Consider the following 15575-nt stretch of genomic DNA (forward strand, 5'->3'; position numbering starts at 1 on the left):
GTTTCAACAGGTAGACAAGAATGTCGAATAGTTCACTCAGCAAAATTGAAAAAGTCCATCTCGGTGTTCAGATCCTCGCCCAGGCGACTACGGTTATCGCTGCGTTCGTCATCGCGGTGTGGGGTTATTACTCGACCGTGTATGTGAAAAAGGAAAAGGAGGTCACGGAATATACACTTAAGGAACTGCACCAGAAGACCACGCAGAAGCCGCATATCCAGGCGAAGGTCGAATCGACGGTTCAGCGACTCGCAGATGGGCAGAAACTGCTATTGGTCAGGGTGATTCTTTCCAACCTTGGCAACAAGGAAAGTAAGGTTACTTTGGACAATGATGCTTTGACGCTGGTACCCGTTACCTTCGCAGAGGGGAGGCCGATCTACCAGAAACCGACCAATCTCCTTTCGGGTCGCTATCCGGGAACCTTTAATCGCGCGCCACTACGATTCGTGAATGTCGGAGCAGGTGAGAGCTACGAAATCACGTTCGTACAGAAACTTCAAAATCCAGGTATTTACCTCATACACTTTCTCGCCCTTAACGGTATAGATCCGCCTACGGAAGAATTTTCAGTTACAGGTGGTTTGCCATACAAGTATTCCGTTGGCGTGGACCAATACGTGGTTGTGGAATAGACCGATGAGCCCCTTGGCGCGCGTCTGTTATGGCCGAAACCAGTGAGCCAGCTGACTACTTCAGCCCCTTAACGCATCAATCACCACTCCAAACGCCGAAGAATGCTCACGTCGATGCCGCTAATAAGGGTAATACCCCGGAAACGGCTGACCCTGTTTTCAAGCCAGAATCAAGAGATCGCAGCCTTCGGCAGCTCCTGCAGTTGCCGTAATTTGAGGTGATGTTTGCTCGTTCATCAAATCCTTTGAACGATCCCGAGAACTGATCCGTCCTTAACTTTAAGGGGCTCAGGGCAATGGTGCTGCGAAGTCCCGTACGACGTTTTCAGCAGAAAGCGAGGGACGACATGAATACTTCAGACAGCAGGGCCGGCACCCAGTCCGGTGCGCCAGATGATGGCAAGCCGCAGGACTTTCAACATTTAAAGGACGATGTCACCGAAGCAATCGGCGGCGCTAGGCAACAGGCTGACGCACAATTCGGCCAGTATCGCGACACCGCCGCCGACCAGATCGAGGCCTTGGCGCAGGGGGCGAAAAGCTTCGTCTCGGAGCTGGAAGACAAGGACACGCTGGGCATGTCCGATTACCTGACCGACATGGCCGAGTCCATGACCGGGCTGGCAGGTAACCTTCGCGGCAAAAGTGCCGAACAGCTGTTGCATGATGCCGCGGATCTGGCCCGCAGCAATCCCGGCTTGTTCATTGCCGGCAGCATCGCGCTGGGTTTTGGCCTGTCGCGGTTCCTCAAGGCGGGCAGTTCTGCCGCTGTCACGGTGAGCGCGAATCACGATCCGGCGGCGGGCACCTCGACACCGCCCGCCACAGGCTATGGCGCGCACCGACCTTACGAATCTTCCCCGGCACCGACCGACAATTCCAGCCCTGGATTGGCCACCGGCATCACCCCGACGTCGCCGAACGAGTACGACCATCCCACTGATTTTGCTGGGTCATCAACGCCTGTTTCGCCAAGCACGAAAGGAGAGTTGTGATGAACAGAGACGATTCCGAACTGCCGGGTGCAAGACCTGTCACCCAGGCTGATGACGCTTCGATGGTTGGCCTGCTGCGGCAATTGTCCCGCGAGGTGCCCGCGTTGTTCACCAAGGAGCTGGCGCTGGCCAAGGCCGAACTGCAAGCCAGTCTGACAACCCTGAAGGCCGGTATTGCCGGCGTGGCGGGCGGGGCGATCGTGCTACTGGCGGGCTTGATCATTCTGTTGATGTCGGCGGTCTACGCCCTCAGCACGATGATGGCGCCGTGGCTGGCGGCACTGATTGTCGGTGTCGTGGTGATGGTCATCGGCTTCATCATGCTGCAATCGGGCAAAAAACAATTCGAGCCGTCCCACTTCAAGCCTGACCGGACACTGGACGCTTTGAATAAAGATCAGGAAGCGCTGCGGAGGAAAGTCTCATGAAAAGTGAACTGGACATCGAATCGGAAAAAAGCCCAGAGCAAATCGAGCGGGAAATCGACGCGCAGCGCGCCAGCATCGGCAACATCGTCGACAAGCTGGAAAGCAAATTCACGCCCGGCCAGATGTTCGATCAGGCGTGGAGCATGATGCAGAACAATGGCTCGACGTTTGTCAGCAATCTCGGCACCAGCGTACGCAACAATCCCGTGCCCGCCGTGCTGACATCAGTCGGTTTACTGTGGCTGATGATGAGTCAGAACCGCCCGCCAGTGCCGCAACCGGTGTATCGCAGCGGTCCGGATCAGGATCGGGCGGGGGAATGGGCGGATGGCCTGGCTGACGGCATCGACAGCGCTCGCGACAGTTTGCATCACACTGCCGACTCGCTGAAGGACGGTTACCAGTCGCTGAAAAACAAGGCCAGCCACTTGGGCGATAACGTTGGCGCTGCTGGCGAGAACCTGAGTCATGCGATGCACGATGCCGGCGACCGCCTCAATCGCAGCACCCAGGTGTTGGGCCAGCAGTTCAATCAAATGCTCAGGGAACAGCCATTGGTCGTCGCGGCGGCGGGCATTGCATTGGGCGCATTGATTGGTGCGGCATTGCCGAGTACTTCGACCGAGCAGCGTTACATGGGACGAACCAGCGCGGGCCTGGTCGACAAAGTGAAGAAACAGGCTCAGGAGGGTTACGAGGCTGTGCGTGACACAGTGACCAAAACCACTGAGCAAACGGATGTGGACGCGACATCCACCGCATCGCAAAAAACCGCATCCAGCACATCGGCGGATCTTTCTCAGGGGTTAGGCACTTCCTGAGGTCCATGAAAGCGGGAGGCCTGCAACAGGCCTCCCGTTATTGGCCGTCACGGTTTACTCGCGTGCCCGGCGTCCATAGGCGGGACATCCATTGGTTTCACCTCGGGAACACTGAAACTGACGGTCGTACGGGTGAGAACGGTGTGGTTCGGGTCGGCGATTTCCAGAAGTACCTTGTGCGGACCAGGCGTCAGTCCCACGAGAATGATCGGGTCTTCACTGGTGTGCGCCCACGTGCCTTTCCAGTCATCTACCGTCACGTGAAGGTGGCCGAGACGGGGTGATACGTCGCCCGCGACTTTGCCAAACACCGGCATGATCCTGACGTGCTCTGTTCGATACTGGATGATTACCACGCCGCGCGCGAGCGGCCCGGCCAGCGGCGGATAGGCGATGATTTTTGCCTGCGATTCGGATTCCAGGGGGAGTATTGCCGGCGGTTGATCGACGCTGGCTGGTTCCTGAGCAAATGCCGCGATGCAATAAAAGCCTGCCAAGGACAGCACAAACAGATTTCTGAGAGTGAGAAACATGGCGTTTTCTCCCGAGTGGTTTTGTACAAGGCTAGACCAGCGGATGCAGGCATTAAACTCGCGCCATGTACCAATCATCAGAAGACCGGAATGTGCTCGGAAACAGTTCTACCGATCAGTCTGGCTCTACGGACGTTGCGTCCAGACCTTCACATAGTCGACACGAAACGTGGAGGGCAGGTCGGCGTCATCGACCACGCCGAACCAGTCCCACATCGCCTCGCTGTCGAACACGATCTGCATCGGGAAGAACCAGTGGGTGTTCTTTGCCTCGCGCACCAGCACCCCGTCGACGTACCAGCGCAGAGTGTCCGCCCGCCAATCGAAACCATAGACATGAAAGGTGTTCGCCAATCGCCATGGCGCAATCCAGGTGCTGCCGTCGCTCAGGTGTTCATCGCTTTGGGGTGTGGCCCAGACGTGCGCGTTCATGTTGTACATGACATCGAATTTGCCATTGAGGGTCTTGCCGCCGATTTCGAAGATATCGATTTCGGTGGCGTTGTCCGGCAGCCCGGTCCAGGCCAGCCAGAACGCGCTGGAGCCCGCCGAGTTCATCGGTTTGGCGCGGGTTTCGTAATAGCCGTAGAGCCCGCGTTCAATGGTGCGCACCATCGCCGAGCTGTAGTCCTTGTAGCCCAGGCGCATGTATTTTTCGGGCAGCGTCTGCTTGCGAAACGAGATGTTCAGATTGCCGTTGGCGACCTTGGCATTCTCGGGCAGAAACAACGCCGGTTTGCGTCCGAGCGAGTCGGTGCCGGTGGCGTTGTTGACGTGCCAACGCGTCGCGTCGATGGCGTTGCCGTTGAACTCGTCAGACAGCCGCGTATCCAGCACCCACTTTCCGGCATTCGCCTGATCGGATAACGGCAGGTTGGCGTTGGTTCGCACCGGCGTCGGGCCGAGCGGGCCGGTGCGGGTCCAGGCGGTTGACGGCTGCGGCAGTGTCACTGCCCACTTTTTGCTGAGGTAGTCCGACACCTGCTGACGCTCTGCCTGAGAGGCCAGCAGCCGGTCGTAAACCAGCACTTCGGCAATGTCGCCGCGCAGAATTTCCGAAGTGCCGACCACGTTGCGCGCCACGGCGAACGGGCCGATGGGCACGTTGGTGGTTTCCAGAAACGCCACGGTCGGCGCATAGGCTCCGGTCTGCTGCACGCTGAGACCGAAGTTGGGCGCCACGTTGTCGTTGTCGGCCAGTTGCGGGCGCGAGCTGAACAAGCGCTGCCAGGCTTTGCCCCCGGCCTGATCCGGCAAGCGGCGCGAGACCACGAACACCGTTACCGAACCCTTCACGGTGCGGATTGCCTGACCGATGAAGGCCGAAGCACCGTTGAAACGCAGCACCGAGCGACCATTCAGGGCGTTCTCCACGCGCAAGGGCAGTGAGGCGGCGGCCGGGTCATCAAGGCTTACATCATTGGATTGCCCGGATTTGTCATGCCAGCGCGAGACCCGATTTTGCGCATCAAGAGTCATGTGCACCGCATCGGCGCCATCGAGCCACAGCACCAGCCCATCGGTGACGGGCAGCTCGGCGGACGCCTGCGCACTGGCGCTCAACATCAGCCAAAGCATTGCCCGTAAGGTTTGCCTGAACATGGCTAAGTCCTTCCCTGAATCAGACAACCGTTATTTGCCGGCGAATGCCAACATCGGTGCAGGTTGCGGGTGGTAGCCGTCCGGGTTGTTCGACTGCCAGCGCCAACTGTCCGTGAGCATTTGCCCCAGGTTGCGTTGTGCGCTCCAGCCCAGCTCGCGGCTGGCCTTGCTCGCATCGGCCCAATACTGCGCGACATCCCCTGCGCGTCGGGGTGCAAAGCGGTAGGGAATGCTGACCCCGGTGGCGTCCTCGAAACCGCGGATCAGTTGCAGCACGCTGTAACCGATGCCGGTGCCGAGGTTCCAGATGTGAATGCCATGGTCGCCGTGAAGTCGTTCGAGGGCCATGAGGTGACCTTCGGCCAGATCGACCACGTGAATGTAGTCGCGCACACAAGTGCCGTCGACGGTCGGGTAATCGTTGCCATACACCATCAATTCACTCATTCGCCCCGTCGCGACCATCGTCAGGCACGGCAGCAGGTTATTCGGTATGCCGTTGGGCGCCTCGCCGATCATTCCGCTTTCGTGGGCACCGATGGGATTGAAGTAGCGCAGCACGGCGATGTTCCAGCGTGAATCGGAACACGTCAGGTCGGTCAGCAACTCTTCGGCCATCAACTTCGAGCGGCCGTAGGGGTTGGACGGTTTGCCGGTACCCAGGTCTTCGCCGATGGGCGTGCACGCCGGTTCGCCATAGACCGTCGCCGATGAACTGAACACCAGATTGAACACGTGCGCACGTGCCATTGCCTGGCACAGCGTGAGCGTGCCGGTGACGTTGTTGGCGTAATAATCCATGGGCTTGCGCACGCTTTGCGCCACGGCTTTGAGCCCGGCGAAATGCATCACGGCGTCGATGGCGTAGTCGCTGAAAATCTCGTCGAGCAGGCGTGAATCGAGGATATCGCCTTCGATGAATTCGATCCGCGTGCCGCTCAGTGACTCCAGCCGACGGATCGATTCGACACTGCTGTTGCTCAGGTTATCCAGCACCAGCACGCGGTGGCCGGCCTCCACCAGTCTCAACGCAGTATGGGAACCGATGTAGCCGGCGCCCCCGGTGATCAGGGTAGTTTTGCGCATGACGATGTGCTCCAGAGAGGCAACGGTGCTCACCGGGTGGTGAACACCAACTTGAATTCATGCGGCCAGCGCGGGTGCAACACGCTGTAGGCCAAGGCGTAGGTCAGCCCGCCGGCGGCGATATTGGCGATCAGGTGCAGATAGCCCACCAGCCCCGAATGGTTTGATACCCACGACACGACAGCAGCCATCACCAGCGTGGCGATCACGCTGCGGTAGGCGGATTCGAAGAAGGTGCGCCAGCCATAACCGATCGCGGTGTTCAGGCCGATGACCTGCAACGGTGTGATCGCGACCATGCGGATCAACAGCGCAATCGCCGCCGCCATGCCGCCATACACAGGCCCGAGGAGGTAGACCAGCGCCAGCGCCAGCAGGGTGGTGAGCACTTCAGCCTTGAGGGTCAGGTAGGTGCGATTGACGGCGACCAGCGCCGTCGTTGCATAGAGGGCCAGATTGCCCAGCGCGGCGGTGCAGGCCAGCACTTGCAGGAGCCCGACGGCGTCGGCCCATTTGGCGCCGAAGATCAGCAGGATGATGTCTTCGGCGGTCAGCGCGATACCGACAAACAACGGCGTCAGCAAAAAGCCGCTGATGGCCGTGGTGTCGCCGATCAGCCCGACCAGCCGTGACGGTTCGCCGCTGCGCCTGGCGAAGGCTGGCAGTGCATAGCTCATCAGGCCGTTGTAGATGGCGGATCGCGGCAGGTCGATGATGCGCATCGCCAGGTTGAACATGCCGACCGCGTGCGCGCCGGCGGTGATGCCCAGCACCACGTTGACCCCGCGTTGCAGGGTTTGCGAACTCATGACGTTGATCGCCACCGGCGTGCCCGTGCGCAGCAGATCAAGCAACAATGGCCCGTCGATGGCGAAGGGGATGCGCCGCCGATCGCCGCGCATCAACACCGCCATCGACACCAGATCCATGATCAGCGCCTGGGCAATCACCGCCCAAGGGCCGAAGCCCAGCAGCGCCACGACAATCCCGGTGCCGCCGCCGACGACTTTACCCAGCAGCGTGCGCGAGGCCAGCAATTTGAAATTGCCGCTGCGGCGCATCTGCGCGACGTAGACCCGCGCCATCATGGTGAACAGAATCTTCACCGAGGCGATGGCCGTCATCCATTGCAGCGCCGGCGATGGCGTGTAGAGCATCACGCCCAGCGAGATGATCAGGATCGACGCCAGGCTGATCAACACGGAGAACCAGAACGCGGTGCTGATGTGCTTGTCTTCCAGGCGTTCGAGCCTGACCAGCGGGTCTTCAAGCACCGAGGAGTAGAGAATGCCGACCACCTCGACGATGGCGATGATGATCGTGCCGATGCCCAATTCGGTCGGCGTGAGCAAATGCGCATATACGACAAAGGTGATCATCGACAGGAAAATCAGGCCGAATTTCTCGGTAAAGATCCAGATCAAGGTAGTCAGGCGCTGGTTGGCCATGGCGGGGCCCCGGACTCAAGCCGTCCTGCGCAGCGTCTTCGCCAAGGCGTAGACGTAGCGCAGGGTCGGTTTGCCGCGGGAGAAAAACAGCGTCTGCCAAGAATGATCGAGCATGTTGCGGAACACATTGATCACATGTGCGTGGTCGCCGCGCCGGGACGAGGCGCAGAGAAAATCGGCGTGGTTGGCCAGGACGAAATCAATGCGCTGCTGCTTGCTCATGTGCGCGCCGTAGCGGGCGAGGTAGAGCTCGATAAATTGCACTTTGTACGGGTAATACTTGCGCGGCTGCGCGGTGATGTTGCCGTTGTTGACGCTGCGCCGCAGCAACACCTCGGGCACGGTGTGGATCTCCCACTGCTCGGCGATCCGCGTCCACAGCAAACGGTCTTCGGCATAGCGCAGCGTCTGATCGAAGCCTTCCAGCGCGATGATTGCTTCGCGCAACACCAGCACGCCGGAGGTGCCGTTGATCACGTTCTCGCGCATGAAATCGGCAAAATGATTGCCGCCCTTGCGCCGGTCCTCCAACTGTTGCGTGCCGTCGCTGAATTCGCTCATCTGGTAGCAGTCGATCAGCCCTACCTGACGCCCTTCACGCGTGAGTTGCTCATACAAGGCCAGTTGCTTGTGCAGTTTTTCCGGGTGCCATTGATCATCGGCATCAAGGAACGCCATAAAGCGCTCGGTGGCGCTGAATACGCCGCGATTACGCGCGGCTGCCGGGCCCTGATTGGTCTGTTGCAGCAGGATCAATTCAAACGGTGCGACGTAATCCGTGACGATTTGCGGGCCCTCGTCGCTTGAGCCGTCGTCGATGACGATCACCTTGTCCGGACGGCGGGTTTGCAGGCTAAGGGAGTCAAGCGCCGGGCCGATGCTGGCGGCAGCGTTGTACATCGGGATGATCACGCACACCGATCCGGACGTTGGCACAGAGCTGTTCAACATGATGAGAACTCCTTGGCCCGCGCACGGGAGCGCGGGGCGGCGTGGGCATTGGCGCGCGGCAGCGGCGCAGGGCGGTTGACGCGGTGATGGCGGAACGACAGGGCGAGGGCGCAGAACACCAGAAACTCGGCCGAGCGATAGTTGGGGATCACGTAGGCGACGTAGTTGGTGACCGCGAACAGGCCAATGATCACCAGGGCGCAGGCGTGATAGCGCGCCGAATGCTCGGCAGTAATCGCCCGGTAATGCTTGGTCAACGTCTGCGCGAACAGCAGGATCAGCGCGATCAACTGAATCAGGCCGCCATTGAGCAAGGTCTCGACATAGCCGCTGTGGGCGTTGCCGATGTAGCCCCAACGTTTGATGAATCCGCTCGCGTCGGCACTGCTCCAGAACGCGCCGAAGCCGTAGCCCTTGAGGAAGCGATCATCGATCAGCGGCCCCAGCAGCTCCCAGATCAGCGTGCGGTCGGTGAGTGACGGATCGCGTCCGACCAGTTCCAGCAGCAGCGTGTAATTGCCGTACAGAAACACGCAGATCAGCCCGTACACCACGGTCGCGACGAAAAATGCCGTCAGCGAGCGGTTGATGCGCAAGCGGATCAAGGTGAGGAAATACCAATAACTCGCGGTGCCGGCGACGATCAGCGCGATTCCGGTGGCAGACTGCGCCAGACAAATGGCGATCAAACAGAACGCGGCGTAGACGATGGCCAGTGGATTGCGCTGGCGGATCATCGGCAGCAGTAAAAGAATGGCGATGGCGTTGATCCGCGCGCCGGCATTCTTCTCGGAAAAAATACCCTTGAACGCACCGTCGCGTATGCCGCCGCTGATGAAGGCGATGTCGGGGCGGATCACCGCGAAAATCAGACCCATCAGTGCCGCTGCACCAATAACGCAGCCGAGCATGAAGGCGATTCTTTCAAGGCTGTAGTGCCAGGCGATAAAGCCTGCGAAAAACACCACGCTGATCATCGCGATGAAGCGTTTCAGGCTCAGGGTCGGGTCGTCGGACCAACCGATTGACGCGGCCACGCAGACCAGAAACGCCAGCAGAAAAGCGTTTTGCCGGTAGAAGCTTTTGCTCAGGAACACCTTGTTGCGGATAAAGAAGAACAGCGGCACCAATAGCGTGATCAAGCCGCAGACCTGGTTGGCGACGTTACCTTCCAGATCTTTTTGCGCGTCATCCAGACTCGCGGCGCTGCCCATGCCGAGAAAGAACGTGAGGATCTGTACGTAGAACATCACGCCAAACAGGATGAAGCCGTCACGCAGCGTCGAATAGCGGACTTGAAGTCTGTTCATGGCGCTGGACTTCCGAGCAACGCCGTCAGGTAGGTTTTCACCGCGCGACCACTGACGAAACGTGCGGCGGCATCGATGCGCCGTTGTCGGTTGAGGTCGCGGGGCAGGGCCAGCTCCAGGCTGATGGCCTGCGCCAGCGCTGCCGGATCATCGACATTGACCAGTGGTGCGACGCTGCCTTCGGCGAGAATCTCTTGTGGCCCATAAGGGCAGCGCGTTGACACCACCGGTGTACCCGTCGAGAGCGCTTCGACCAGCGCATTCGGACTGCCCTCGAAACGTGACGACAGGACGAAACAATCCGCCGCGCCAATCTGCGCCAGCGCATCGCTGGCATAACCCGGCAGGTCAAAACGCTCGGCGACCCCCAGGGCATTGGCTTGCGCCAGCAGTTCGGCGCGCAGCGAGCCTTCGCCAAAAATGATCAGCCGGGTATTGCGATCGGGCAGTCGGGCGAAGGCATCGAGCAACGTATCGAAACCTTTTTGCCGGGCCAGGCGTCCCACCGCGACGATCACTTGCAAGGTGTTGTCCAGCAGCCAGGGATGGCTGGCGGGCGCCAATGGGCGCTCGCGAAAGTCGTTGTCGAGCACCGGGTTGTCAGCAGTGGTCACATCCCGCATGCGGGCCAGCGTGGTGTCGACCAGATCCTGAGCGACACCGCGCGAGACGCAGATCACCGGGTTGGGAATCAAGCGGTACAACAGTGGAGCCAACAGGTAAGCGAAGCGCACGTGCAGCGCCGGATTCACGTGTTTGTCGCGGGAGAAGGCGTTGCGCTCGCTGACATGCAACCGCGCCAACGTGCCCGACAGCGTGGCGGCGGCGATGGCTATCACGTTGACGTGGGTGAGGGCGGCCAGTTGCGCATCGAAGCGATTGCGCCGCAGGAACCGCGTCAGCGCCGGGACGGCGGCGACGCTGCGAGGGCTGTGCAGCGAGACTTGTTTGACCCGCGAATCGAGCCCCGCCAGATTCACGCCGCCGCCAGTGAGCATCAGCAGCGTCACGTCGTTGCCGGCCTCGACCAGCGCACCGGCCAGACGCGCCATCATTTTCTCGGCGCCACCCGCACTGAGATCCTGAAGAATGATCAACAGTTTTTTCATTGATTCCACACCTGATAGTAAGCCTGCGCCGCGTGCTGGCTGGTGTAGGGAAGCACCGCGTCCGCGACCGCTTTGCCGAGGGCGGACTTGTTGCTGTTGAGGTTTTGCAGCATGGCCTGCGCCAGCGCCGGCACATCGTTGACCCGCACCAGTTGCCCGACGCGACCGTCGTCGAGCAACTCACGCGGGCCGGTGGGGCAATCGGTGGCCAGCACTGGCGTGCCGAGGGCAAGGGCTTCGACCAGCACGGTCGGCATGCCTTCATGCAACGAGCTGAGGATCAGCAGGCGTGCCTGGCGGATCAGCGGGTATGGATTGGCGAGGTGGCCGGTGAAGTGGACCTGGCGCGCGATGCCCAGGCGTCGCGCCTGTTCTTCGAGTTCGCCACGCAGCGGGCCGTCCCCGGCAATCACCAGATAAGGCACCGTGGCCTGACGCGCTGCCAGCGCATAAGCTTCCAGCATTATGTGGAAGCCTTTGAGTTCCACCAGCCGACCGACGCCCAACCAGTACCGCGCCGGCACATCGGCGGGCAACGGCGCTTGCGCAGCTTTGAGCAATTGCTCGGTGACCACCGCATTTGGGCAATAGCGAATCCGCTGGCGGCCCCAGGGCATCAGGCCGGTCAGCGCCTGACGCAAACCGAGCGACACCGCCACCACTTTGCCGCTGCCGCACAGGTACAGCGCGTACAACAGGCGCAGACTGCGCACGCCGGTGTGTTGTTCGGAACAATCGAGGTCGGTGTGCCGGGTGTAGATGACCTTGCACGGCGTCCCCAGCGTGGCGAGCCAGGTGCACAGGTTGGCCTGCTCCTTGGCGCCGATCAGGTGCGTGACCTTTTCGCGCAGAATCAACCGGCGCAGCAACACCACCGAATGCAGCAGGCCGGTAACACCGCTGCCGCCGCCGGCAATCGTCGGCACCTCGTCGCTGTCCGGTCGTTCGCCGTTCATGATGAAGAAACTGACGCGTCGCCCGTCCTTGAGAAATTGTCCGGCCAGCCGTTGCTGCACGCACTCGACGCCACCACCGGTCTTGAAATCTTTGAGTGTGAAGAGGATATGCATGGTCATTCCCGGCGCTCAGGGCGCAGTGATATCGATCGCAACTTTGTGCCGGACGATCATCTCGGCCAGCTGCAAGAAGTTGCGTGGGTAGTCGAGCAGGTAGCGTTTGATGGTGTGTGGCTCGCGGTACATGCGATAGAACGCGCGCAGGTGCAGGCGGTTGATGGCGGCGGGGTAGTAGCACTCGCTGGCGCTGGCTTCCTGACGAATGAAACCGCCGCAGGTGAAGGCCACTCCGGCAAAACCGGCGTTCAGCGCATCGATCACGAAGCGCTCCTGCAAACCGGCGCCGAGCCCGACCAACAACAGGTTCGCTGCGCTGGTGCGAATGTCCGCATGCAAGTTCGCCGCTTGCGCCTGATTGAAATAACCGTTGTGCGCGCCGGCAATAATCAGTCGCGGATAGCGCCCGCGCAGCTTGACGATGAACGCCTCAAGCTCGGTTTGCGTGGCGCCGACGATGTACACCGTCAACTGCTGCTGTTCGGCATCGCGCAACACCGGGTCGGCAATCGAGGTGAAATCAAAACTGACCCGCTGCACCGGTTGCCCGGTGACCCGCGACATGAATCCCGACATCAGCATGCCGTCGCAGAAGTAGGCGACGGAGGGCGGCGGCTGGCGGATGAAACTGCCAATCGAAGCGAAATTGATAAACGAAAATGCCCGGTTGCCCATCAGCAGATTCGGCGAGTAATGCCCCATCAAGGCGAGCCGGATCATGACGCATCACCCGGTTCAAGCGCCTGCTGGGTCTGGCGGCCGACCGAGATATAGGTGAAGCCGCGCGTGCTCATGCGTTGCGGATCGAACAGATTGCGCCCGTCGAAAACCAGCGGTTGCTTGAGTTGGCGTTTGAGCAGGTCGAAGTCGGGTGCGCGAAACAATGTCCACTCGGTGACGATGATCAGCGCGTCGGCATTTTTCAGCGCCGCTTCCTTGGTGCCGGCGAGGCTGAAGTCATCGCGGGCGCCGTATAAGCGCTGCGCTTCTTCCATGGCTTTGGGATCGTAAGCCTGGACGTTGGCGCCTGCCCGCCACAGCGCTTCCATCAGCACGCGGCTCGGCGCCTCGCGGATGTCATCTGTGTCGGGTTTGAAGCTCAAGCCCCACAACGCGAAAGTCTTGCCCTGCAACGCACCGTTGAAGTGATCGGAGATCTTGCGAAACAGCGTGGTTTTCTGTTCGTTGTTGCGCGAGTCGACTGCTTTGAGCAACCGCGCATCGATGTCGACACCCTCGGCGGTGTGGATCAGCGCCTTGACGTCTTTGGGGAAACACGAGCCGCCGTAGCCGATGCCTGGGTAGATGAACTGATAACCGATGCGCGGATCGGAGCCGATGCCGTGGCGGACCATCTCGATGTCGGCGCCAAGTTTTTCGGCGAGATTGGCCATCTCGTTCATGAAGCTGATCTTGGTCGCGAGCATGCAATTGGCGGCGTACTTGGTCAGCTCGGCGCTGCGCACATCCATCACGATGATCTTTTCGCGGTTGCGGTTGAACGGCTCGTACAACTCGCGCATTACCTCTTCGGCACGCGGGCTGTCGGTGCCGATGATGATCCGGTCGGGGCGCATGCAGTCGTCGACCGCGCAGCCTTCCTTGAGAAATTCCGGATTGGACACGACATCGAACGTCACGTCGGCGCGGTCGCTTTCTTGCAGTGCCTCGGTGATGCATTCGCGCACCCGGTCTGCAGTGCCGACCGGCACAGTGGACTTGTCGACGATGATCACGTGGCGTTGCAGGTTCAGGCCGATGGTGCGCGCCACGCTCAGCACGTGGCGCAAGTCCGCCGAACCGTCTTCGTCGGGCGGCGTGCCCACGGCGATCAACAGCACGTCGCCGTGGCGCACCGCTGCACCGAGGTCGGTCCCGAAACGCAGGCGCCCGCCCTGATGGTTGTCTCGCACCAACGTCCTCAGCCCTGGCTCGTAGATCGGCAGCGTGCCGCTTTCGAGGGCTTGTACCTTGGCGGCGTCAACATCCACACACAGCACGTCGTGCCCGACCTGCGCCAACGCGGCGCCCTGAACCAGTCCCACATAGCCGATGCCGAATACGCTCACATTCATGGGTAAACCTCGGTAGGTCGTGTTGACGGCCCGGGAACCGGGCGCGCGCGGTTAGTAGATGTTTTTGGAGAACAGCGAGAGGGGGGTCTTGAGCAGAATCTTGATGTCGAGCCACAGCGACCATTGGTTGATGTAGTTCAGGTCCTGGGCGACCCGCAGCTGCATCTTTTCCAGGGTTTCGGTTTCGCCACGGTGCCCGGTGATCTGCGCCAGCCCGGTGATGCCAGGCTTGAGGCGATGGCGGGCCATGTAGGCGCGCACCTTGCCGGTGTAATAGATGTTGTGGGTGACGGCATGCGGCCGCGGACCGACCAGCGCCATGTGCCCGAACAACACGTTGAACAGTTGCGGCAGTTCGTCGATGGAACTGCGGCGCAGGAAACGTCCCAGTGGCGTCACGCGGTCGTCGTTGCGGCTGGCCTGGCGCACCTCGTGATCGTCGTGGACGCGCATCGAGCGAAACTTCCAGACCTTGATCACTTCACCGTCGCAGCCGTGGCGGTTTTGCTTGAACAGTACGGGCCCGGGGGATGAGCATTTCACCGCAATCGCCACGCCCAGTAGCAACGGGCTGAGCACCACCAGCGCCATGGCGGCGAGGCTGCGCTCCAGCAAGTCCTTGCAGAACAGACTGCCGGGGTGCGAGGTGATGAGGCTTTCGTTGAGGTAGATCGCCGGCATTCGCTCGATTTCCGAAATCGAGTGGTTGAGCAAGACCATGCTGCCGAAATCGGGAATCCACACCACGTCGACGTTGATGTCGAGCAGATCGATGTACAGCGCTTCGATGGTGGCGGCGTCGGCCATCGGCAAGACGATGTAGACCCGACGCGCTTCGAGGCGAGTGATGATTTCGCGGATGTCGTCGACATGCCCCAGCAGCGGCAGAATGCTCGGTGCCGGGCGCACCAGCGGCGTGGCGGAAACAAAGCCGAGCAACAAAGTACGGTCGGGGTGAATAAGCTTTTTCGCCAATTCATGCGCTGTTGAGCACGTGCCGATGATCACTGAGCGACGGTCGTTGCGGCTCAGTCGCGTATACAGTCGCACGACGAAATGCAGCGGCAGGAAGCTGCACATCTGCACCACAAATCCACCGATCGCCCAGACCAGCATCACTTGCCGCGAATACAGGGCGCTGGTCTGCGTGACAAACGCGATGGTGCTCAGCGCCGCCAGCAAAATCAGCCAGCCGGCCAGCAAACGGGTGAGCCCGGCCAGTAACCCATGGCGCTTGTGATAGACCTGCATGAGGCTGTACGTGGGCACCGATCCGAGAATCGTCAGGATCATCAGCACCCGGTATTCGCTGGGCAGGCTGCCGACCCGCCATTGCACCAGCACGATCAGCAACAGGTTGACCAAGGTCATCGCGCACAGCCACTGGCCCCAGAAAGTCAGGCCACGGCGGTGGGCCATTTGAGCGGTATTGAGCGGCGTCATCGACTCGATCTCACAAAAAAAGAACGAACGGGCCCCTGAGGCGAGGGCGCTAGCGCTCTCGCCACC

General features: G+C 60.6%; 15 protein-coding genes. 4 read left to right on the plus strand and 11 right to left on the minus strand.

Annotated features, from left to right (window positions below; all coding sequences use genetic code 11):
- The first annotated feature begins 20 nt into the window (after positions 1–20).
- The 4 genes from ICA16_RS26915 (at position 21) to ICA16_RS26930 (ending at position 2879) form a co-directional block, all read left to right on the plus strand.
- Positions 21–635 (plus strand): hypothetical protein, encoded by a 615-nt coding sequence (locus ICA16_RS26915; RefSeq protein WP_210702064.1) that lies wholly within the window; start codon positions 21–23, stop codon positions 633–635.
- Positions 636–982: 347 nt separating this feature from the next.
- Positions 983–1630, plus strand: coding sequence for a hypothetical protein (locus ICA16_RS26920; RefSeq protein WP_210702065.1), 648 nt, complete (start codon positions 983–985; stop codon positions 1628–1630).
- Complete coding sequence (locus tag ICA16_RS26925; protein ID WP_150615801.1) at positions 1630–2058, plus strand: phage holin family protein; 429 nt, start codon at positions 1630–1632, stop codon at positions 2056–2058. Before ICA16_RS26920 ends, ICA16_RS26925 begins: the two co-directional genes overlap by 1 nt.
- On the plus strand, positions 2055–2879 hold the full coding sequence (locus ICA16_RS26930; protein ID WP_210702066.1) for a DUF3618 domain-containing protein: 825 nt from the start codon (positions 2055–2057) through the stop codon (positions 2877–2879). The genes ICA16_RS26925 and ICA16_RS26930 overlap by 4 nt, the downstream gene beginning before the upstream one ends.
- A gap of 47 nt (positions 2880–2926) precedes the next feature.
- Here ICA16_RS26930 and ICA16_RS26935 read toward each other — a convergent pair whose 3' ends face one another.
- The 11 genes from ICA16_RS26935 to ICA16_RS26985 form a co-directional block, all read right to left on the minus strand.
- Positions 2927–3412 (minus strand): DUF6130 family protein, encoded by a 486-nt coding sequence (locus ICA16_RS26935; RefSeq protein ID WP_210702067.1) that lies wholly within the window; start codon positions 3410–3412, stop codon positions 2927–2929.
- A gap of 126 nt (positions 3413–3538) precedes the next feature.
- On the minus strand, positions 3539–5014 hold the full coding sequence (locus ICA16_RS26940; RefSeq protein ID WP_228734231.1) for a family 16 glycosylhydrolase: 1476 nt from the start codon (positions 5012–5014) through the stop codon (positions 3539–3541).
- 30 nt (positions 5015–5044) lie between these two features.
- A complete protein-coding gene (galE, locus tag ICA16_RS26945) occupies positions 5045–6100 on the minus strand; it encodes a UDP-glucose 4-epimerase GalE (RefSeq protein WP_210702068.1) in 1056 nt (351 codons plus the stop codon).
- A 29-nt stretch (positions 6101–6129) separates the two neighbouring features.
- Positions 6130–7548: an oligosaccharide flippase family protein gene (locus ICA16_RS26950; RefSeq protein ID WP_210702069.1), complete on the minus strand. Its 1419-nt coding sequence runs from the start codon at positions 7546–7548 to the stop codon at positions 6130–6132.
- Positions 7549–7563: 15 nt separating this feature from the next.
- On the minus strand, positions 7564–8499 hold the full coding sequence (locus ICA16_RS26955) for a glycosyltransferase family 2 protein (RefSeq protein ID WP_210702070.1): 936 nt from the start codon (positions 8497–8499) through the stop codon (positions 7564–7566).
- Positions 8493–9809, minus strand: coding sequence for an O-antigen ligase family protein (locus ICA16_RS26960; RefSeq protein ID WP_210702071.1), 1317 nt, complete (start codon positions 9807–9809; stop codon positions 8493–8495). The genes ICA16_RS26955 and ICA16_RS26960 overlap by 7 nt, the downstream gene beginning before the upstream one ends.
- Entirely contained in the window at positions 9806–10918 is a 1113-nt protein-coding gene (locus tag ICA16_RS26965; RefSeq protein WP_210554643.1) for a glycosyltransferase, read from the minus strand. The genes ICA16_RS26960 and ICA16_RS26965 overlap by 4 nt, the downstream gene beginning before the upstream one ends.
- The gene (locus tag ICA16_RS26970; RefSeq protein ID WP_210554644.1) at positions 10915–11988 is read right to left on the minus strand and encodes a glycosyltransferase; all 1074 of its coding nucleotides are present in this window, start codon (positions 11986–11988) and stop codon (positions 10915–10917) included. Before ICA16_RS26970 ends, ICA16_RS26965 begins: the two co-directional genes overlap by 4 nt.
- 15 nt (positions 11989–12003) lie before the next feature.
- A complete protein-coding gene (locus tag ICA16_RS26975; protein WP_150597689.1) occupies positions 12004–12711 on the minus strand; it encodes a WecB/TagA/CpsF family glycosyltransferase in 708 nt (235 codons plus the stop codon).
- On the minus strand, positions 12708–14066 hold the full coding sequence (locus ICA16_RS26980; protein ID WP_210554646.1) for a UDP-glucose dehydrogenase family protein: 1359 nt from the start codon (positions 14064–14066) through the stop codon (positions 12708–12710). Before ICA16_RS26980 ends, ICA16_RS26975 begins: the two co-directional genes overlap by 4 nt.
- A 51-nt stretch (positions 14067–14117) precedes the next feature.
- Entirely contained in the window at positions 14118–15509 is a 1392-nt protein-coding gene (locus tag ICA16_RS26985) for an undecaprenyl-phosphate glucose phosphotransferase (RefSeq protein ID WP_210702072.1), read from the minus strand.
- Positions 15510–15575: the final 66 nt, after the last annotated feature.

The organism is Pseudomonas anatoliensis, assembly GCF_017976235.1.
GTDB lineage: Bacteria > Pseudomonadota > Gammaproteobacteria > Pseudomonadales > Pseudomonadaceae > Aquipseudomonas > Aquipseudomonas anatoliensis.